The sequence below is a fragment of the Paenibacillus sp. FSL H7-0331 genome, from assembly GCF_001956045.1.
On sequence record NZ_MRTH01000066.1, the window covers coordinates 1 to 18,447 of the forward strand.

An 18,447-nucleotide genomic window follows, 5' to 3' on the forward strand; every position below is an offset into this window, starting at 1 on the left:
GCTTTACCCCAAACAAACGTATACCGATTGGCATTCGCTTCGATTTTGGTGCCGTCAACAAAGTAGTGTTCAAGTTGAACGTATTTCTCGTCCGCTAAAAACTGCAGAACCGCAGTGAACACGGTCTCTAGCACAGCTTTCATTCGTTCGGACCGAAACCGGTTGATGGTACGGAAGTCCGGGCGTTGTCTGCCGGCAATCCACATGAACATGATATTTTCGCGAACCGCTTTTGCAATTTGACGGGATGAGTACAAGCGCTGAGTGTAAGCGTAAATGATCACTTTCGTGAGCATCTTAGGATGGTAGCTGTCTCGCCCACCACCTGGATAAGCGGCATCGAAGATGGCGTCGTCTAGACGATTTATGGCTGTATTCACAACTCGAACGAGGTGATTTTGGGGAATATCTTCTTCCAGATCCATTGGCAGCATAAGTTGATCCATGGTATATTGAATGTACAAAGAAACCGTTCCTTTCGTAAATGGTGGGTCGCACTTCCATTTTACCAAAGAATGGTTTCTTTTTGTTTGACGAAATTGCAACGAGGGTGCCCCTCGCCATTTTCATGGCTTTTGGGACACCCTCTTTTTGTTCTATATGAAAGAATAAATTTACCCTACCCTAGGTATACAAGATTGGTAGTTACACATAAGGCTATGGCGGAGAAACGATGGGTGCTTGCCCTTTTTTTGAATAGATGCTGACGGACGGGCTATTTCTATTCCTTTTCCTGAGCCAATTCGAAAATATTCCCCCATGGATCGCTGAAAAATGCGAGACGGCGACGGATGGCATCCAAGTCAAAAGGCTCCCCGATTAGGCTGACCCCTTTGGAATCCAAATACGCAATCGCCTCATCCACGTCGTTCACGGTCATGCAGAGGTGATGGTAACCGGCTTTATACATACTGCTGTTAATATCACTGTAAATGGGAGCGTCACTTACCTCTCCGTCTCCAATAATCTCAAAGTAAAAGGAGTCGTCGTGGGGCGGGGCGACATAAGCAAGCAGCAGGTCTCCAAACGGCCATTCTTGAATGACACGGAAGCCCAGTTTCTCCACGTACCAACTCTTTGCAGCCTCATAGTCTGGCACGCGGATAGCGATATGATGACCTTTCAGCGAAGCGATAGGGTTGGCAGCAGAATCCTGCCGAAGGTTAGAGTTAGACATGATTTTTCCTCCTTGGGTTCAATAGGACTAGACTTGACTAGGTACATGAATAAATGTACCAGATGGCTGCACCCTATACTTTGTTCGGAGGCCCAAATCAGTTGTTCATTTAGCTCAGGTGAAGTTCATCCGTGTTTTGGCGGTTGTTTGAGTGTAGAAGGTGGGATTCCAAATCTCAGCTTAAACACTTTGGAGAAGTGTGAGACATTCTCGAAACCCGTTGAGAAGCAAACTTCAGTTACGGATAAGGACGAATGGATCAGCATTTCTTTTGCTTTATCCAATCGACGGTTTCGTATCCACTGGAGTGGAGAGGTATTATAGACAGCTTTAAAATCACGTTTGAAAGAGGACAGGCTTCGTCCAGATAAGTAGGCAAGATCATGCAAGGTTACAGGATTCGTAATATTTGCATCAACGACGTCCTTGATGCTTTTGCGTTCTTGGCGCTTGATTTCGGAAAGCTCAGACAGGAAAATATCATTTCTATCGGCTATGCCAAATAATAATTCTAATAACTTTACCTTAACCAACCCATCTCTAATCCGTTCCGGCTCATTGAAATACGGTCTCAATGATTCCAGATAGCTGAAGAGTCTATCATCAATCGTATGTACAGATACCGAGGCTGGTATCCTAACTACTAAAGCAGAAGTATAATCTGCTAGTTTCATAAACTCGTTAATTAATTCGTCTTTTAACAAGAACATCATATAGTTGAGTACATAATCGGAGTTGGGTTCCCCGCTCTTTTCATATTGGATCGTAATAGATTTATGGATCAGCGCCATTTCGTGCTTGTGTACCGTATGCACCTCAGTTCCAAACTGCACGGTATATACCCCTTCAATTACGAATAAGAGCATATGGTCTTCTAGAAATAATGTGCCGGTGGCGCCTTCTGTACGAGTACAAGATTCGATGGCAGATAGTCCATTCATTCTCAATATTTTTTGTTGATGGGTTGATGTTTTGGTTAGGATATGGGATGTTTTTGTCAATCTACTCCAGGGTACAGCCAATGGACATGACTCCTTAGGGATATTTTTCTAGACTATACTTAAATATCAAGTTTCCTTTTGAAGAGGCCCACTTCATGTATTTCTACAGGATTACTCTTAAAAAAGCAATTATGGAGAAGGTGCCTATAAATCTCACTCTACCAGACCGAGAGGTGTTTTTCTATTTTCTTCAATCTTATTTTCATTTGTTTAAGGTGTCTTAATTCTACGTTTCACATGGTGAACCGTATCACAAATAGGGTGAAGTTTAACGAATTCGTATTTGATGCTGTAATTATGAAAAAATATCTAAAACAGGTTCCAGAGTTGATTGTTAGTCATAATTAAAGCAGAGGATTTGGATGTGGGAATAGTGTGATTGTACAAATGGCAAGAACTTGGTTGTATTCACAAAAAATGTGTAGTCACTTGAGCAATTTATCGGACTTGATAATCTCAAAGGCAAAAATAACTTTGAATACCACCATATTCAGGCCTTCTGTTATTTATGGTAAGATGTTAGGTGTGGATCACCATTTCTATTTCAATTAGTGGAGGCGCTTACTTATGGAGCAAGAATTGCAGCAAGAGGGATACTTTGGAGAGTTCGGGGGCAGCTTTGTCCCGCCGGAATTGCAGGAAGTGTTAAGCTATTTGAGTGAGCAATTTTACAAGTTTAGAGACGACCCAGAATATAAGGAAGAGCTGCGGTATTACCTGCGCGAATACGTTGGTCGCGCGAATCCGCTGACGTATGCGGAGCGGCTGACCAAAGCTTGGGGAGGGCCGAAGATTTACTTGAAGCGGGAGGATCTGAATCATACCGGAGCGCATAAGATCAACAATGCCATTGGCCAGATTCTGCTCGCTAAGCGGATGGGTGCCCAGCGGATTATCGCCGAGACCGGTGCCGGACAGCACGGTGTTGCTACGGCAACGGCTTGTGCCATGTTTAATATGGAATGTGTCATCTACATGGGAGCTGAAGATACGCGCCGGCAGGCGCTTAACGTGTTCCGTATGGAGCTGCTCGGCGCGACTGTCGTGCCGGTTCATAAAGGCCAAGGACGACTGAAGGACGCTGTAGATGAAGCGCTGGACGATCTAGTTCGCAATTATAAAAATACGTTTTATTTGCTGGGTTCCGCAGTGGGTCCGCATCCGTTTCCGACGATGGTCAAGCACTTTCAGGCGATTATTAGCGAGGAATCGAAGCTGCAGATTATGGAGAAAGAAGGCCGTTTGCCGGATGCGGTAGTGGCCTGCGTAGGCGGTGGCAGCAATGCGATTGGTGCATTCGCCCACTACATCGACGAGCCGACCGTTCGCTTGATCGGTGTTGAGCCCGATCAAGCGCCATCCTTAACCCAGGGTGTCCCGAGTATCATTCACGGCTTCAAGTGCTTAGTGCTGCTGGACGAGGAAGGTCAGCCGAGGAAGACCTATTCGATCGCCGCGGGACTTGATTATCCGGGCATTGGGCCGGAGCATAGCCACCTGAAGGTGACGGAACGGGCTGAATATGCAACTGTCACCAATGAGGAAGTTCTGGAAGCCTTCCAGGAACTGTCCCGCACAGAGGGAATTATCCCTGCCCTAGAGAGTGCGCATGCTATTGCATACGCGAAGAAGCTGGCGCCTACGATGGGTCAGGATCAAATTATCATCATCAATTTGTCTGGCCGCGGGGATAAGGATGTCGAACAAGTGTATCAAATGCTCAAATAAAACAACGGATGCATCACTTTTTAGAACACAGTAGAAAAAGATGTGTAAGTCGGAAGGGCGTCCAATTGGGTGCCCTTCGACTTTTCCTTAGATAGGTTACGTTGAACCGTATCATAAGTGAGGGCGGAAGGTTTCCCCCACCGATAATTAAAATCTTCATATTTAGCTCACCATCCTTCCACTTTTTTAAAGGCAGTTATATAGTAAAAGCGGAAGGAACGAGGTTTTGGATTATCACTGGAATAGTTTCACAGGCTTTCCCGTTCTTTATCCGCTTTATTGCTAAGCTAAAATAACGGAGATAACGATTTTACCGCGCACCCGACGGCTTTCGCTTTTTCTATGTGCGGTGGCCGTCTCCTTCAGAGGAAATATACAATCGATCGTCACGTTCAGCCCTCCGCTGTCTACCGGGTATACAAATAGTGGTAAAGCGGAAAACAGAACTCTCCCTTAACCTGGAGGAGTTTCCCTGCATATTGCAACGATACTAATCAAATAGTTAATGCTTTAGCAAAGCAAATGCCGAATCAGGTGATTGTAACTGGATTTCGCTTATTACACATACAAGCATGATGGATTCTTGCAGGCGGCTTTGTCGAATGTCCCCCAAGTCAACGATGTCAATCCAACCAAGATCGTTAAGAAGAGATTTGACCTGATTTTTGGAATGTATTTCATTGCCTGAGATAAACATGGTTGGCATGCCTTCTATGAAGTTTGGATGAACCATTTTCTTATCACTGATCGTGTTGAGTGTTTTAACGACATAGCTGTCAGGTAACAACCCCTGAATCAACTCACCTGCTGAAGTACTATCGAATAACAAGCGGGGAGCATTGTCAAATTGAACAGCATTACTTACATCAATTATAGTTTTGTTTTTCAGGTGCGCAGGGTCAATCTTTTCTAGTACTTCCTTCAAACATGACCAAGGAAGCGCTACAATGATAATCTCAGCCAACTGGGCAGCAATATTAAAGGTAGTAATATCCCCATTATTCCCGACATCATGCTTCCAAGCAAAATATTTAGAATTTTTAGGATCGCGGCTGCTAATTAATACATGATGACCTGCATGAACTAACCCTTTGCTTAATGCTAACCCTACATTACCTGCCCCAAGGATTCCAATATTCATATCATCCTCTCCTCTCGATGAAGTGATTATATGAACTTTTTATTTTGCAAGCAATAAGGCACTTTTTAGTATCCAATAGTGGGTTTGATATGATGTATAATTTAGTTAAAAACTTGAGGTGAAACAATGCCTGTCCAATTAAACGATTGCCCCGTTGAACTTGTAATTTCAATTATAGGTGGAAGATGGAAAATTCCAATATATCGGTATCTGTATAAAAATATGGAACCAGCACGTTATAGCGAATTGTTACGACATTTACCGTCGATTTCTAAAAAAATATTGACTGAGCAACTTCGGGAGCTTGAGGCTGACGGTATCATCGAAAGGAAAATTTATTTAGAGACTCCGCCAAAAGTAGAATACTCGTTGACTTCCCGTGGACGTTCAATGATTGTATTTCTTAATGGGATGAGCGAGTGGGGCGAAAGGTACATCTATTCAGAAAAAAAATAGTGGCAGCAATCATTTTGGGTGAGATCTGCTCGTAACAGTTTACGTAAAAGATAAGCTGTCGGAACACGAGAAAATGTCTTTATGGAGTGATTCAGAGTGGATACCGTACGAAGAAAATCTCAGAAATCGATTTAGTAAATATGAATTTCATTTTGAAAATGCATGAACTGTATAGGCGTTGCTCCTTGCTTAATTGGAGATGATGAAGAATCGTTCTTATGGGGTTATTTAGAAATAGCAATCTTCTAGGAGGGATCATATTGCAGCAGCTCTTTAACGATCTGATAAAGCAGGACGTTAAACCGTTTCTTTCCAAGCGTGGCTTCGCAAAGAAGAGTTTGAATTTTAATAAGATAACAGGAAACCTCATCTACATGTTCAATTTCCAAAAATCCTCTGGCAATGCAGCGGACAATGTAATGTTTTATGTGAACTGCGGTATTTATTCAGCGGAGTTGGCACAGATACAATCGAGAGAGATTCTGACAGCACCCAAAGAATCAGAGTGTCATTTCAGAGCAAGAATTGGGCAAATTGCTGAGTCCGTTCCAGATCGATTTTCTATCACTTCTGATACGAATAGGGATGATTTAATAAAAACGCTGCTAAGCGGATTAGAAGAGGTTATTCATTTCTATGATACGATGACCAGTGCCAGATCAATTGTTGATTATTACACTTCAGGTCCATTTTTACATCTGGGTGAAGAGAGCTTTCATTTGCTATTACAATCCAATGATGTAGCAGCGGCACAACATTATTTGAAGGCTTTGCAGGAAAAGCACGGAACAGAAAACCGATGGAGCATCTTCGAAAATAAATACAAGACCATCTTCAATAAATACGGAGTGGAATTCGATAAGCTATAAGTCTGCATATTGAACGAGGCCGCCGATTACTTCGACGGTCTTATTTGTAGATTAAAAAAGCAAGATAATAGTCCTAGAACCAAACAACGTGGTTTATCATATCCAAAACGTGAACGTTTATATTGAATCATTTTTGGTATACTATTTGGTAGATAAAGAAGATTAAATTTTTGTATATAAGAAATAATGAGAGAAAACGAGGGATGGAAATGTCGTATATCGTTGATTTTAAAAATGTGTCTACGGTAGGTTTAGAGTCTTCACCTGTAGCAGAAGCGCTTGCTGGTTTACGTGCCAATGAAGCCCGTTACTTTATGAATAAATACAAACATGAATTTACGGTTACACCAGCTAGCGAAAGTCAGGAGAACCTTGATTATGTGAACCGCATTTTGAAAGAACGTGATATTGCGTTTGCGGCCAAGCCTTTAGAAACGTCGCGTTTTCAAGTGGAAAATATCCAATTTACCTACGTCTTTTATGAGGATGGTCTTGGGATCAATGTCATGTACACGGTTGATGACCCTAAGAAGCGGGCTGTTGGTTTTAAGCTTTCTGAGGGGATGGAGGTACCCAAGGAATTGGAAGGGAAATTTAAGTTTGCTAGGCAGAAGTCTAAATTAGCTGGAACAATTCGTGGCTCGTTTTTTGTTATTAAAGGACAATATTAAAGTAAGCCAAAGCGCAAGTGGAGGAATCCAGTCATTGCGATCTGAGTCGTCTACGCTGGGATCAGGCTTATATGGATGCAAGTCTATTCGGGTACAGGATGGTTGACTCGGACCGTCATCAGGCTGACCATGTTAACGCGTTTCGCTGGTGCTCATATGTTACTGGCTACACTTGAGTGTGAAGATATAAGTCTCTATTCCGTTTGGCAGAATAGAGGCTCTATCTGTTTGCTTAAATTTTCAAAAACACTCGAATATACGCTTGGTTATCCAAACGAATATTTCTTATAAAATGGCATTAATGAGCGCCACGGTGGAGTTTTCGCCGTTATACATAATAGCTTGTGTTCAAAAATATGGGCGCAAAAAATTCTGGTAGAGCGTCACGATTTTGCTTGCACCTTACGTAACGTAATGTTTTACAATAGAGCTACCGGTACATAGCTAGCACCAAAGAGTGGAGATGGTTCATGAAGAGACATTGGAAGGTCGGAGATCTCGCCAAGCTGACGGGGCTTACCGTACGAACCTTGCGGTTTTATGATCAAATCGGGTTGTTCCCTCCGTCGGGACAAACGGAATCCGGCCACAGGCTGTACAATGAATTGGACTTGTCGCGATTGCACCAGATATTATCGCTTAAGGAGCTGGGGTTATCTCTCGAGGAGATTAAATCGGTTTTAATTGGCGGGCAGATCAGTCCGCTTGAGATCGTCAACATGCAGATAAACCAAATCAAAGAACAGATCAAACTGCAGCAGAAACTATTGGAGCAGCTCAGCTATGTATCCAAGCTCATGCAGGGCAAGGCGGAATTAACGGTTGAAGATTTCACGAACCTTCTGCAAGCGATGAAGGTGGGATTTGAGAAACCGGTCATTGAGCGGCAAACGAGTTGGGAGCGACATTTGGACCTGTTGGGAGACTTTCTTGCCGAAGAGAGCGGAATTCCGAAACATAAGGAGGAAAATCAATGAACGAACGATTTGTCAAGCATGGAACCTTCGTCGTCGAGCGGACTTATGCCGCTTCACCGGAGCGGGTTTATCACGCATGGGCCGATCCAATTGCCAAGGCCAAGTGGTTTTCGAAGCCAGAAATCTTCGATTTCCAGGTTGGCGGGCGCGAGTACAGCAGCGGCGGGCCGCCGGAAGGGCCGATCTTTACCTTCGACGCCAACTACCAGGAGCTTGTTCCAGAGCAGCGCATTGTCTATACGTACACCCTGGATGCGGACGGTATACGCATCTCTGTCTCGATCACAACGGTCGAGCTTATCAAGTTGGAGGGCGGTACGAAGTTGATTTTCACGGAACAAGGTGTGTTCTTTGACGGACACGATACGCCGGAAGTACGGGAACACGGTACAAACGTCATGTTGGACGCACTGGGTAAGGTAGTAGAAGGGGAGGTAGGGACATGACAATAGGTGAAAATGAACTTATTGCTACGCGTGAGTACGATGTCCCGCAGAAGCTCGTGTTTCGGGCCTGGACAACTCCCGATTTGTTAGCCCGATGGTGGGGACCTCAAGGCTTCACGAATACGTTTCACGAGTGCGATATGAGGCCGGGAGGTACGTGGAAGTTCACCATGCACGGACCAGATGGCGTGGATTATCCTAACCATAACGACTTTGTTGAGATCGTGCCGCTGGAGCGGATCGTGCTTGATCATCTATCCGGCCACGAATTTCGGGTAACGGCTACCTTCGAGGGCTTTGAGGGCCGCACCAGGGTCACCTTCCGTCAACTTTTCAAGAAAAAAGAGGATTTTGAACAAGCTAAGCCGATCTGCAAAGAAGCTAATGAACAGCAGCTTGACCGGCTGGGCAAGGTACTGGCGGAATTGGCCTACTAGCTTTGCGAAGTGATATCGGCTTTGAACTGCCACTTATGTGATGACTCTAAAATTGTCGCCGTTTACGTTCCCTGTTGGGAATGGACGGCGATTTTTATTTTAGTAATCGGAGGACGCTCGGTGGTGGAGAGCTGACAGCCTGTCAAGGCGGGTTTTTCGTCGATAGCCCTGTTAAGCTAAGTCCTACCACAACTAACAGCAAGCCTTTAATTAAATGATCCATAAATGTCGATGGTTTTTCATCAACATCCCGCCGCGGGGGGCGTACCAAGTGCACTTGATATTTGTTTGATATCAAACTATAATGTGGTTATGGAAAATAGAGATGCTATTTCATTAATCTCCAAAATTAGAGAGAGTCAATCGGTTTATTGTAGAAGAGATGGTGAAGAATGGGGTAGACGGTATTGGCACTTCGCATGGTGATATCTTCTATGCGCTATTTAAGAACCCCAGACTCACGATGGCGGACATTTCTAAAAGGATTAATAAGGATAAATCTACAGTCACAGCACTTGTTGACAAGCTGGTTCGGCTCGGATATGTGACAAAGGAAAGGGACAAAGAGGACACGAGGGTTGTTTATGTTGCTTTAACCCATAAGGGGAGTGAGCTGAAACCGATCTTTGAATCCATATCGAAAGAAATGTTAGACGTGTTTTACCTCAACATCTCTGAAAGAGAAAAAGAAGATCTGCTTAACATTTTAAAAAAGATTTATGGCAACTTTTAAATTTTTTTCGATATATAGTTTGATATCAAATTAAATGGCGAGGAGGAAAAATCATGAGGGATTTTACGAAAGAATTACCTGATCATACGGAGAAATACATCGGGGACAACGATTTATTTTTAGAGATATTCGAGGGGGATAACCTGCCTAAAGCAACTAAACAAAGGCCGCCGTTACTTTTTGTACACGGTGCCTTCACTGGAAGCTGGATGTGGAGCAAATATATACCTCACTTTATCAGTGAAGGGTGGAACTGCTATGTTATGAACTTGAGAAGTCATTACAAAAGTAGGCTGCTGGATATGACGAAGATAACTTTCAAGGATTATTTGGAGGATATGAAAGAGATTATCGCTGAGTGTGGGGTTCCGCCGATTCTTATCGGATTTAGCATGGGGGGAATCTTGAGCCAAAAGTTGGCTGAAACCGTCGAGATCGCCGGGTTGGTGTTGATCGATTCAGTCATAAGCAAAGAAGTTTTTGAAGTAGTGCCCTACAAAGAGTTAGACCAGATGACACCTGGTATCCTATTGCCTGCACCAGTCCGTGAAGAGCTTTCAAGCATAGATGAAACGGCAGATGATATTGAATTTCAAAGGAAGTATCTGTCCATGGAGTCATCGAAGGCATTTAGTGCTTTTGTTTTTTCAATCGAAGCAAAGGGTATATCCATAGACAGCAGTTCGATTTCTTGCCCTTGCTTGGTTGTCAAAGCAGTAAACGGTGATGATGACGACCGTCGGGGTAGAGTGACAGCGGAGCACCTCCGTGCTGAGTATAAAGGGCTTTGGAACACAACTCATACCGGCGTGCTCGTAGGGCAGAGATATATGGAAGCGGTAGATACAATCATGGATTGGTTAAAAAGATTATAAAATGGACGCGAAGCTAAGACAGCCTACCGTAGAGTAGTGTGTAATCAACAGCGAGGACGCGCTTTGCCGTGAGGGTATCCGGAGGACGGATATGGAGGATCTTGTGCTTGAACTCATCGGGAAACTAAGCAAAAGGGTACGATAATAACATACGGGCTGCCGCTTTGGTAGACCTTTACTCACCTAACGAGCAGTTTAATGCAATATTGTGTTTTATTTGCGGATACGGTTCGCCGTTAACGGTTTGATAAAGCATTATTTTATCCCTCCCGGCGTTTAATCTCTAAAATTGTCGTTACTACTTAGGTCATCTAAAAACTAAATTGTCCGCGAATAGCGTTGGTTAGTGAGGAAAGTACGGGAAGTTGCTGTTTGAGGAACGTCGAAATCACACTGCGCATTCTTGCAAAGTTTTTTGCACTGCGTTTGTTCCACTAGGATTTCTGATTCCCATTGTGCTTAAAAAAGTAAGAACATTCCAAAGGACTATCTTAATTTGTTTCATTAGTATAGTCGGAATAGAAATTTTCCAGTTAATAACGATGTTAGGTTATAAGGTCCGAAATGGAAATAAATTATAATTATAAATACCTAAATCTCTATTGTATTGTATATAAGAAATTCTTTCATGTGCGCCATCGAACTTTATAACTACAAAGTATAGTAACAAGCATATATAGAATAAAAACAATATATCCCAAATATTTCTCGCCTTCTCAATTAAATCACCTCGGTGTTTTTAGAAGAATATTTAAGCTTTAATTATCTAATGTTAGAAATCAAAAATTAAGACTACAAACCCTAAATAAGAGGTTGTAGTCTTGATTTTGAGAATTCAATCAATTGACTCTAGACTTTACTTATAGATCCATTAAAAGAGTAAGAGTTACCGGTAGCAGGTACTGAAAATTTAACGTAATAATTTAAACTTGAACTTAGACCAGTAAAGTCAACATAATCGCTGTCGCCAATTGAGAGAGCAGTTATAGTTTTGGATGCCGAAAAACCGTTGCTGTCAATTAATGTAATGGTTACTTGGTTATTAGGAGCACCATGGTTTACTGGAATACTCCAGTTATTAACAGTTACTCAAAACTCTAGCATACATATGAATCATTTTGTGAATTTTGTGATATAGAAAAATGGACATACACTGATATAGAAATCATTGATATAGCTAGAAATTCGGATGAAAAATGCTTTATTTACACAATCTTAATGAATATGTCATTGAATATGTCAGTGACATTATATAAGCTTATTTTAGATCACTGATCAGGGGGCGATACTTAGTAGCATGAGAAACAAGAATAATCATAAAAACGGTTACTTTTACAGCAATTCACAAGTAATGTGATGCCCGATGATCCTAAGAACATGGAAGCCTTACAATGGCTGCAGACTTATGCTAACCAATATAACATCAGAGACTTGAAATCAGTGAGACGGGTTGCAGTCCATGATGTTGATAAAAACGAGGGATAACCTTAGATGAAAAATGTACATGCGTCAAAGAAACCGAGTCAACTGTACCTGCAAATTGCCGATAAGGTCATAGGCATCATCCAGAGCCGCAGGCTTCAACCGCATGACCCCGTCCCATCGGAAGGAGAGCTTGCAAAGCTGTTCGGCGTAAGCCGGATGACGAGTAAGCTGGCACTAGAACGACTGGCCGAGCAGGGTCTGGTGTACCGATTGCCGAGAAGGGGGACCTTCCTTTCCGGACAGCAGGACGGAGCGCCTTTCAACGGAGAGCTTCAAGCAGAAAATAAAGCGCTTCCAGTGGAAGAGAGGCAGAGTAAGCAGATAGCTCTTATCGTGCCCCATCTATCTGATTACACCTCCAAAATTATTGCAGCAGCCGAGATCGAAGTGCGCAAGCACGATTGCGATCTTATTCTGAAAATCAGCAAGAGTAAAGAGGATGAGGATCGTTGCCTGCAGAAGCTTGTTGAAGGGGGAATAGGCGGCATCATTTTATTTCCCCAGGGGCGCAAGACATGCAGTGACCAGGTGCTGAGATTGAAATTACAGCAGTTTCCGATTGTTATTATCGACCGGATCTTTCGTGAGGTTCAGATTGATTGCGTGTATCACGATCATTATCAGGGTTCTTACCAGATGACCAAGTATTTGATCGAGAAGGGACACCGGGAAATCGGATACACATCGAACTCGATAGAGAATATCACCAGCAGGGAGGAGCGGTATCTAGGTTATATCCAGGCACTGCTCGATCATGCAATTCCCGTCAAAAACCAATATATTCATTTTAAAATCGTGCCCTGCGATACAAGTCGTATTAACGAGTGCGACCCAGAACAGGAGCGGTTTATTCAAGAAAATCCGCAGATGACAGCCCTCATGTGCGGGGATGATCATGTAGCCATTTCAACCTTATATACAGCCATGAGTATGGGGATCCCTGTCCCTGACAAGCTTTCTATTGTTGGGTTCTCCGATATCCATCTATCGGCGTTAGCACCGATTCCCCTTACAACGGTCAGACAGGATACCGGGCAGCTTGCCCAATCGGCATTTAATCTACTGATGAAGCGCATTAATCATTCTCTTGAGAAACAGATTACCATCAAAATTCAAACGACGATCGTAGAGAGGAAATCCGTTTCTTTAGGATTGACAGGAGGAGTTTAAATGAAAATTCATTTTCTAGGAACCGCGGCTGCAGAGGGCTTTCCGAATGCATTTTGCCGCTGTGAGCATTGTCTCCAAGCACGAAAGCTTGGAGGAAAAAACATACGAACACGAAGCTCGGCCATCATTGACGATGTAATCAAGTTCGACTATTCGCCCGATTCTTATATGCAGGCGCTTCGCGACAATATTGATTTGGGCGCTATCGAGCACCTGCTTGTCACCCATACGCACTCCGATCATTTTAATGCTTATGATTTGGAATGCCGGAGAGCGGGAATTGCTCACAACCTTCAGCATCCGATGCATATCTATGGCAATGATGCCGTGATGTACCATACGCGTGTTGCCATCGGCCGTTTTGCAGGAGAAAGGTTTGCTTTTCATCTGCTCCGCCCGTTCGAGACGATAACGGTGGGTGATGTTCTTGTTACACCGCTGCTGGCGGATCATGACAGTATGGAAACCTGTTTGTTGTACGTGATCGAAAAGGATGGCAAAAAGCTGCTGTACGGACATGATTCGGGATGGTTTCCGGAAGCTACATGGGCGTGGTTAAAGGGAAAAAATCTGGATTGCGCCATACTCGACTGCACGCACGGATACACAGGTAAATCCCGCGATCGCAATCATATGTGTATTGAGACGGTGCTGGAGGCCCAGCGTGAATTTCGGAAAGAAAACATATTGAAAGAGGAAGGGCGTATCGTCGTCACGCACTTTAGTCATAATTCCAAGCTGCTTCATGATGAATTCGACGAAATATTCAAACCCGCCGGGGTCGTGGTGGCCTATGACGGATTAATTTTATACATCTAGATTCATTTATAAACAATCAACCTATAACCTAAAGGAGTGTCAAAAAGAATGATGAAAAAAATGGCAAGTGTATCTTTGTTGTCGGTCCTGTGTCTAGCGGTAACTGCTTGCGGTGGCGGCAATAATAACGGTAATGCTGCAGGGACTACCCCACCGGCCAACACCCCGTCTGCATCTGCACCGGCAGCCAATGAACCGGTTAAGAATGAGAAGCTGATTGTTTATACGAATGCGAACTCCGATGGGCGCGGCGAATGGTTAATTGAGAAAGCGAAAAGCGCTGGCTTCGAGATGGAGCTTGTTGGAGCAGGTGGCGCCAACCTGACGAACCGATTGATTGCAGAGAAGAACAATCCGGTTGCGGACGTTGTGTTCGGTTTGAACAATATGCTTTATGAAAATTTGAAGAAGGAAAACGTCCTGACCAAATATGTCCCGAAGTGGGCTGGAGAAGTTGAGCCGGGCTTAAACGATCCGGAAGGCTTCTATCACGGTCTTGTGAAGCAAGCGATTCTGCTTGGCTATAATCCGAAAAATTTTACAGCCGAAACGGCACCAAAGGATTGGACGGACCTCTACAAAAATGCAGCACTCAAGGGCAAATATGAAGCGCCTACCCTGCTTGGACAAATTACGCCGCAACTCGTAGTAGCGGGAATTCTGACCAGATACCAGGACCCGAAGGGTGAACTTGGCATTTCCAAGCAAGGCTGGGATGAAGTTAAGCAATTATTTGACAACGGTGTTAGAGCGGTCGAAGGAGAGGACTTCTACGCCAACCTGGCAAGTGGAAAAACGCCGCTTGGAGCCGTGGTTTCCGGTACACTCAGCAAGAAGGAAGAGCAGTATAAAGTGAAGGCAGGCATCGTAAGTCCGCAAATCGGCGTGCCTATGATCGTGGAGCACGTAGCGATTATTAACGGTACCAAGAAGAAGGCAACGGCAGAACGGTTCGCCGAGTGGATTGGAACCGCTGAGGTTCAAGGAGAATTTGCCGCTAAGTTCAACTCCATGCCTGCAAATACGAAAGCAGTGGCCAAAGCCAATGAGCCCGTGAAAGCATTATATGCTACTTTGAAAGCTCAGCCTCTGGATTGGGGTTTCATTGCCAACAACATTGGAAAATGGGTAGAGAAAATTGAATTGCAGATCATGAAATAAATAAAACGAAATGAATAACGGACTGCATATTGGTGCTCCAATATGCAGTTGTTCTTTAAGAAATTAAAAAAAGGTATAGGAGTAACTATGATAACATTTAATGATATTCAAATAAAATTTGGTAATTTCCATGCTATCAAAAACCTGAATCTGCACATAAAAGAAGGCGAGTTTTTTACCTTTCTCGGTCCGTCAGGGTGCGGGAAAACAACGATTCTTCGCAGTCTGGTCGGATTCATTAAGCCTACGAGCGGGCAAATTATGTTAGGCGATAGGGATATCACGAATGTGCCTATAGAAAAAAGAGCGATCAGCATGGTGTTCCAAAGCTATGCCCTGTTTCCGACCATGAACGTTTATGAGAATATTGCCTTTGGCCTGCGTGTCAAGAAAGCTTCGAAGGCCGAAATAGATCGGGAAGTGCGTGACATTGCCCAGAAGGTGGATTTGAAGGAGGAGCAGATTTTTAAAAAAGTGTCGGAGTTGTCTGGCGGCCAGCAGCAGCGAGTAGCTATTGCCAGAGCGCTGATTCTAAAGCCGAGCATTCTGGCGCTGGATGAGCCTTTATCTAATTTGGACGCCAAGCTAAGGGTACAATTACGAAATGAGTTGAAAAATCTTCAAAAGAAGTTCGGGATCACGACCATCTATGTTACTCATGATCAGGAAGAAGCGTTAACCTTGTCTGATCGAATCGCCGTATTCAACAATGGAATCGTAGAGCAAGTCGACATTCCCAAGGAAGTCTACAATCAATCTAAAACGGAATTTGTATGCAATTTCATAGGTGATATCAACAAGATCGATCAGCAGATTATTAAAAACAGTCGGTTGAAGGATTTCATCGATCCGAATAAAATAGCCTACATCCGCAACGAAAAAGTGAGCTTACTGCCTCTGCCGAGTACGGATGCCGTGCAATTGAAGGGTACTATCGTGGATCAGGAGTTTTATGGACTATACAGCAAATATTTAATAGAGGTTGCCGGTGGGGGGCTGCTAAAGACGATCGAGAAGGAAAGCGGGCTTGCTCATAATAAAGTCGGTGACGATATTGATATATACATCAATGTCAGCGATATTCTGCAGTACTAGGGGAAGGAGGAAGTATGTTGAACGCAGAGAAAATAAAAAAAAGGCTCACATCCATCAATCCGACTGCATTCGTTTTTTACGCTCTGATAGCCTGGTTTGTCGTTGCCTTTCTGATCTATCCCAACATTAATATCTATTATGAAATCTTTTTTAAGGGCGGCAAATTTTCGTTCGCGGCGGCAGAGAAGCTGTTTTCATCCGAACGTGCGATGAGAAGCTTGTATAACAGCTTTATTCTGGCTGTATCGCTTGTTTTTACGGTAAATATTGTTGGCGTTACTTTGGTTCTGATCTCGGAGTATTTTGATATCAAAGGTGCGAAAATTTTAAGACTTGGCTATTTTACTACCCTTATCTATAGCGGTGTTGTATTAGTGTCCGGATATAAATTCGTATATGGTGAAAATGGCTTCATGACCAAGGTTTTGGTCAATTTGTTTCCTTCCTTTGATACGACATGGTTTCACGGCTACTGGGCTGTTCTATTCGTAATGACCTTCGCCTGTACGTCCAACCACGTCCTGTTTCTAAGCAATGCCATTCGTAAAATTGATTTTCAAACCGTAGAAGCGGCAAAAAATATGGGCGCATCCACCTTTTATATCCTGTGGAGGGTGGTTCTTCCGGTCTTGAAGCCTACGATGTTTGCGCTGACGATTCTGATCTTCCTGACAGGCTTGGCTGCAACGTCCGCTCCACTGATCCTGGGGGGAGTAGAGTTTCAAACGATCACGCCGATGATCCTGACCTTCTCGAACAGTGTGTCCTCCAGAGATCTGGCCGCGCTTCTGGCGCTCATACTCGGTCTGGCTACTTTAGTTTTGTTGACCATTATGATCAGATTTGAACGAAAAGGCAATTTCATGTCCGTTTCCAAAGTAAAATCGGAGCTGGTCAAGCAGAAGATCAACAATAAGCTTGCCAATATAGCCGCGCACATTCTGGCTTACTTCCTGTTTCTCCTTTATATCATTCCGGTCGTTCTTATTATGATGTTTTCATTTACGGATGCTCACAGCATATCTACGGCAACGCTCAGCCTTAACAGCTTCTCCTTAAGCAATTACATGAATGTGTTCTCCAACATGTCCGCATTCAAGCCTTATCTGGTGAGCATTGTGTATGCCGCTGCAGCATCGGTAACCGTTGTGGCCCTGGCCTTGGCGGCGTCGAGAATATTGCATAAGTTCAAGAACAAATGGACCATTGCTCTAGAGTACGCGCTATTGATCCCGTGGATGCTGCCTTCGACATTAATCGCAATCGGGCTCATCGTAACTTTTAACTCACCCAGACTGATTATCGGTAATTCGATATTAGTGGGAACGGTCTGGATGCTATTTCTTGCCTACGTCATCGTACACATTCCGTTCACCCTCCGAATGGTGAAAGCGTCCTTCTTCAGTCTGGACGGTAATCTGGAGGATGCGGCGAAAAATTTGGGTGCCAAGTCTTTCTATACGTTCACGAAAGTATTGTTACCGATCATACTCCCGTCAACGCTAGCCGTGCTTGCTTTGAATTTCAATGGTATTTTGGCGGATTACGATCTAACCGTATTCCTCTATCATCCTTTGTACCAGCCTCTTGGCATCGTTATCAAAAACAGTACGGATGCACAGGCTCTGGCTGACACCAAAGCGTTAACCTTGGTATATTCCGTCATATTGATGATCATGTCCGCTATTACGTTATACTTTGTTTATGGAAGAAAAAGTAAGCGTTGAAAGATGTGCTGACCTATGCAGGTGATTTTTGTCATCTCGGCATCGGCGATATATGGATTTACCTAACCGCAGTTCGTTGCTATGAAACACTGTCAGAAGTATTAGGGCACCCATATCGTCAACAGGGTGCCTTAAAATTTTGCCGTTAGAGTGATACGAAGAATCCTACCACAAATAAAGGCAAGCTTTTAAATGAATGGGCCATAAATGTCAATGGTCTTTCATCAGCATCCCGAAGTGGGAAGCGTATCAAGTACACTTGCCATTTGTTTGATACCAAACTATAATGTGGTTATGGAAAATAGAGATGCTATTTCATTAATCTCCAAAATTAGAGAGAAAGTCAATCGGTTTATTGTAGAAGAGATGGTGAAGAATGGGGTAGACGGTATAGGCACTTCGCATGGTGATATCTTCTATGCGCTATTTAAGAACCCCAGACTCACGATGGCGGACATTTCTAAAAGGATTAATAAGGA

General features: G+C 43.6%; 20 protein-coding genes and 1 pseudogene. 16 read left to right on the top strand and 5 right to left on the bottom strand.

The annotated features are described in order from the left end of the window. The 3 genes from BK127_RS39545 to BK127_RS39555 form a co-directional block, all read right to left on the bottom strand. A partial coding sequence (locus BK127_RS39545; RefSeq protein ID WP_144026704.1) for a transposase occupies window positions 1-464 on the bottom strand: 464 nt, incomplete at its 3' end. Window positions 465-721: 257 nt separating this feature from the next. Beyond that, window positions 722-1,177, bottom strand: a complete 456-nt coding sequence (locus BK127_RS39550) for a VOC family protein (RefSeq protein WP_076238165.1) — start codon at window positions 1,175-1,177, stop codon at window positions 722-724. A 125-nt stretch (window positions 1,178-1,302) separates the two neighbouring features. Continuing rightward, a complete protein-coding gene (locus BK127_RS39555; protein ID WP_076238166.1) occupies window positions 1,303-2,199 on the bottom strand; it encodes a helix-turn-helix transcriptional regulator in 897 nt (298 codons plus the stop codon). A 546-nt stretch (window positions 2,200-2,745) separates the two neighbouring features. Between BK127_RS39555 and trpB the strand changes: the two genes are divergently transcribed. Beyond that, window positions 2,746-3,906 carry a tryptophan synthase subunit beta gene (trpB, locus tag BK127_RS39560; protein ID WP_076238167.1) on the top strand — a complete coding sequence of 387 codons (1,161 nt, stop codon included), beginning with the start codon at window positions 2,746-2,748 and terminating at the stop codon, window positions 3,904-3,906. Window positions 3,907-4,188: 282 nt separating this feature from the next. Here the strand turns inward: trpB and BK127_RS45935 are convergent, their stop codons facing one another. Both BK127_RS45935 and BK127_RS39570 read right to left on the bottom strand, forming a co-directional pair. Next, a complete protein-coding gene (locus BK127_RS45935; protein ID WP_083689941.1) occupies window positions 4,189-4,350 on the bottom strand; it encodes a zinc-binding dehydrogenase in 162 nt (53 codons plus the stop codon). Between the two features lie 58 nt (window positions 4,351-4,408). Next, window positions 4,409-5,047, bottom strand: a complete 639-nt coding sequence (locus BK127_RS39570) for an NADPH-dependent F420 reductase (RefSeq protein WP_076238168.1) — start codon at window positions 5,045-5,047, stop codon at window positions 4,409-4,411. A 126-nt stretch (window positions 5,048-5,173) separates the two neighbouring features. Here BK127_RS39570 and BK127_RS39575 point away from each other — a divergent pair, with 126 nt between their 5' ends. The 15 genes and pseudogenes from BK127_RS39575 to BK127_RS44605 all read left to right on the top strand — a co-directional run. Then, window positions 5,174-5,503 carry a winged helix-turn-helix transcriptional regulator gene (locus BK127_RS39575; RefSeq protein ID WP_076238169.1) on the top strand — a complete coding sequence of 110 codons (330 nt, stop codon included), beginning with the start codon at window positions 5,174-5,176 and terminating at the stop codon, window positions 5,501-5,503. Between the two features lie 257 nt (window positions 5,504-5,760). Then, window positions 5,761-6,372: a DUF4304 domain-containing protein gene (locus tag BK127_RS39580; protein ID WP_076238179.1), complete on the top strand. Its 612-nt coding sequence runs from the start codon at window positions 5,761-5,763 to the stop codon at window positions 6,370-6,372. A gap of 209 nt (window positions 6,373-6,581) precedes the next feature. Beyond that, on the top strand, window positions 6,582-7,043 hold the full coding sequence (locus BK127_RS39585; RefSeq protein WP_076238180.1) for a phage tail protein: 462 nt from the start codon (window positions 6,582-6,584) through the stop codon (window positions 7,041-7,043). Window positions 7,044-7,513: 470 nt separating this feature from the next. After that, entirely contained in the window at window positions 7,514-8,020 is a 507-nt protein-coding gene (locus BK127_RS39590; protein ID WP_076238170.1) for a MerR family transcriptional regulator, read from the top strand. Further along, complete coding sequence (locus tag BK127_RS39595) at window positions 8,017-8,466, top strand: SRPBCC family protein (RefSeq protein ID WP_076238171.1); 450 nt, start codon at window positions 8,017-8,019, stop codon at window positions 8,464-8,466. The genes BK127_RS39590 and BK127_RS39595 overlap by 4 nt, the downstream gene beginning before the upstream one ends. Further along, window positions 8,463-8,903 carry an SRPBCC family protein gene (locus BK127_RS39600; RefSeq protein ID WP_076238172.1) on the top strand — a complete coding sequence of 147 codons (441 nt, stop codon included), beginning with the start codon at window positions 8,463-8,465 and terminating at the stop codon, window positions 8,901-8,903. The genes BK127_RS39595 and BK127_RS39600 overlap by 4 nt, the downstream gene beginning before the upstream one ends. A 382-nt stretch (window positions 8,904-9,285) precedes the next feature. Next, on the top strand, window positions 9,286-9,636 hold the full coding sequence (locus BK127_RS39605; RefSeq protein WP_256711656.1) for a MarR family winged helix-turn-helix transcriptional regulator: 351 nt from the start codon (window positions 9,286-9,288) through the stop codon (window positions 9,634-9,636). 53 nt (window positions 9,637-9,689) lie between these two features. Then, entirely contained in the window at window positions 9,690-10,511 is an 822-nt protein-coding gene (locus BK127_RS39610) for an alpha/beta hydrolase (RefSeq protein WP_076238173.1), read from the top strand. 365 nt (window positions 10,512-10,876) lie between these two features. Continuing rightward, window positions 10,877-11,092, top strand: a complete 216-nt coding sequence (locus BK127_RS45940) for a VanZ family protein (RefSeq protein WP_076238174.1) — start codon at window positions 10,877-10,879, stop codon at window positions 11,090-11,092. Between the two features lie 910 nt (window positions 11,093-12,002). Further along, window positions 12,003-13,166 carry a GntR family transcriptional regulator gene (locus tag BK127_RS39620; RefSeq protein WP_076238175.1) on the top strand — a complete coding sequence of 388 codons (1,164 nt, stop codon included), beginning with the start codon at window positions 12,003-12,005 and terminating at the stop codon, window positions 13,164-13,166. Next, a complete protein-coding gene (locus BK127_RS39625) occupies window positions 13,167-13,985 on the top strand; it encodes an MBL fold metallo-hydrolase (RefSeq protein WP_076238176.1) in 819 nt (272 codons plus the stop codon). It begins immediately after the preceding gene. A 48-nt stretch (window positions 13,986-14,033) separates the two neighbouring features. Next, window positions 14,034-15,146 (top strand): extracellular solute-binding protein, encoded by a 1,113-nt coding sequence (locus tag BK127_RS39630; RefSeq protein WP_076238177.1) that lies wholly within the window; start codon window positions 14,034-14,036, stop codon window positions 15,144-15,146. An 87-nt stretch (window positions 15,147-15,233) separates the two neighbouring features. Further along, the gene (locus BK127_RS39635; protein ID WP_076238178.1) at window positions 15,234-16,241 is read left to right on the top strand and encodes an ABC transporter ATP-binding protein; all 1,008 of its coding nucleotides are present in this window, start codon (window positions 15,234-15,236) and stop codon (window positions 16,239-16,241) included. 14 nt (window positions 16,242-16,255) lie between these two features. Then, window positions 16,256-17,968, top strand: a complete 1,713-nt coding sequence (locus BK127_RS39640) for an ABC transporter permease (protein ID WP_372237415.1) — start codon at window positions 16,256-16,258, stop codon at window positions 17,966-17,968. A 207-nt stretch (window positions 17,969-18,175) separates the two neighbouring features. After that, window positions 18,176-18,447: pseudogene (locus BK127_RS44605) on the top strand (hypothetical protein); the annotation flags it as partial.

Coding starts and splice junctions, on each gene's coding strand:
- BK127_RS39550 (WP_076238165.1), bottom strand. CDS start 1,177: ATGTCTAACTCTAACCTTCGGCAGGATTCTGCTGCCAACCCTATCGCT.
- trpB (WP_076238167.1), top strand. CDS start 2,746: ATGGAGCAAGAATTGCAGCAAGAGGGATACTTTGGAGAGTTCGGGGGC.
- BK127_RS39570 (WP_076238168.1), bottom strand. CDS start 5,047: ATGAATATTGGAATCCTTGGGGCAGGTAATGTAGGGTTAGCATTAAGC.
- BK127_RS39575 (WP_076238169.1), top strand. CDS start 5,174: ATGCCTGTCCAATTAAACGATTGCCCCGTTGAACTTGTAATTTCAATT.
- BK127_RS39585 (WP_076238180.1), top strand. CDS start 6,582: ATGTCGTATATCGTTGATTTTAAAAATGTGTCTACGGTAGGTTTAGAG.
- BK127_RS39590 (WP_076238170.1), top strand. CDS start 7,514: ATGAAGAGACATTGGAAGGTCGGAGATCTCGCCAAGCTGACGGGGCTT.
- BK127_RS39595 (WP_076238171.1), top strand. CDS start 8,017: ATGAACGAACGATTTGTCAAGCATGGAACCTTCGTCGTCGAGCGGACT.
- BK127_RS39600 (WP_076238172.1), top strand. CDS start 8,463: ATGACAATAGGTGAAAATGAACTTATTGCTACGCGTGAGTACGATGTC.
- BK127_RS39605 (WP_256711656.1), top strand. CDS start 9,286: ATGGTGAAGAATGGGGTAGACGGTATTGGCACTTCGCATGGTGATATC.
- BK127_RS39610 (WP_076238173.1), top strand. CDS start 9,690: ATGAGGGATTTTACGAAAGAATTACCTGATCATACGGAGAAATACATC.
- BK127_RS39620 (WP_076238175.1), top strand. CDS start 12,003: ATGAAAAATGTACATGCGTCAAAGAAACCGAGTCAACTGTACCTGCAA.
- BK127_RS39625 (WP_076238176.1), top strand. CDS start 13,167: ATGAAAATTCATTTTCTAGGAACCGCGGCTGCAGAGGGCTTTCCGAAT.
- BK127_RS39630 (WP_076238177.1), top strand. CDS start 14,034: ATGATGAAAAAAATGGCAAGTGTATCTTTGTTGTCGGTCCTGTGTCTA.
- BK127_RS39635 (WP_076238178.1), top strand. CDS start 15,234: ATGATAACATTTAATGATATTCAAATAAAATTTGGTAATTTCCATGCT.
- BK127_RS39640 (WP_372237415.1), top strand. CDS start 16,256: ATGTTGAACGCAGAGAAAATAAAAAAAAGGCTCACATCCATCAATCCG.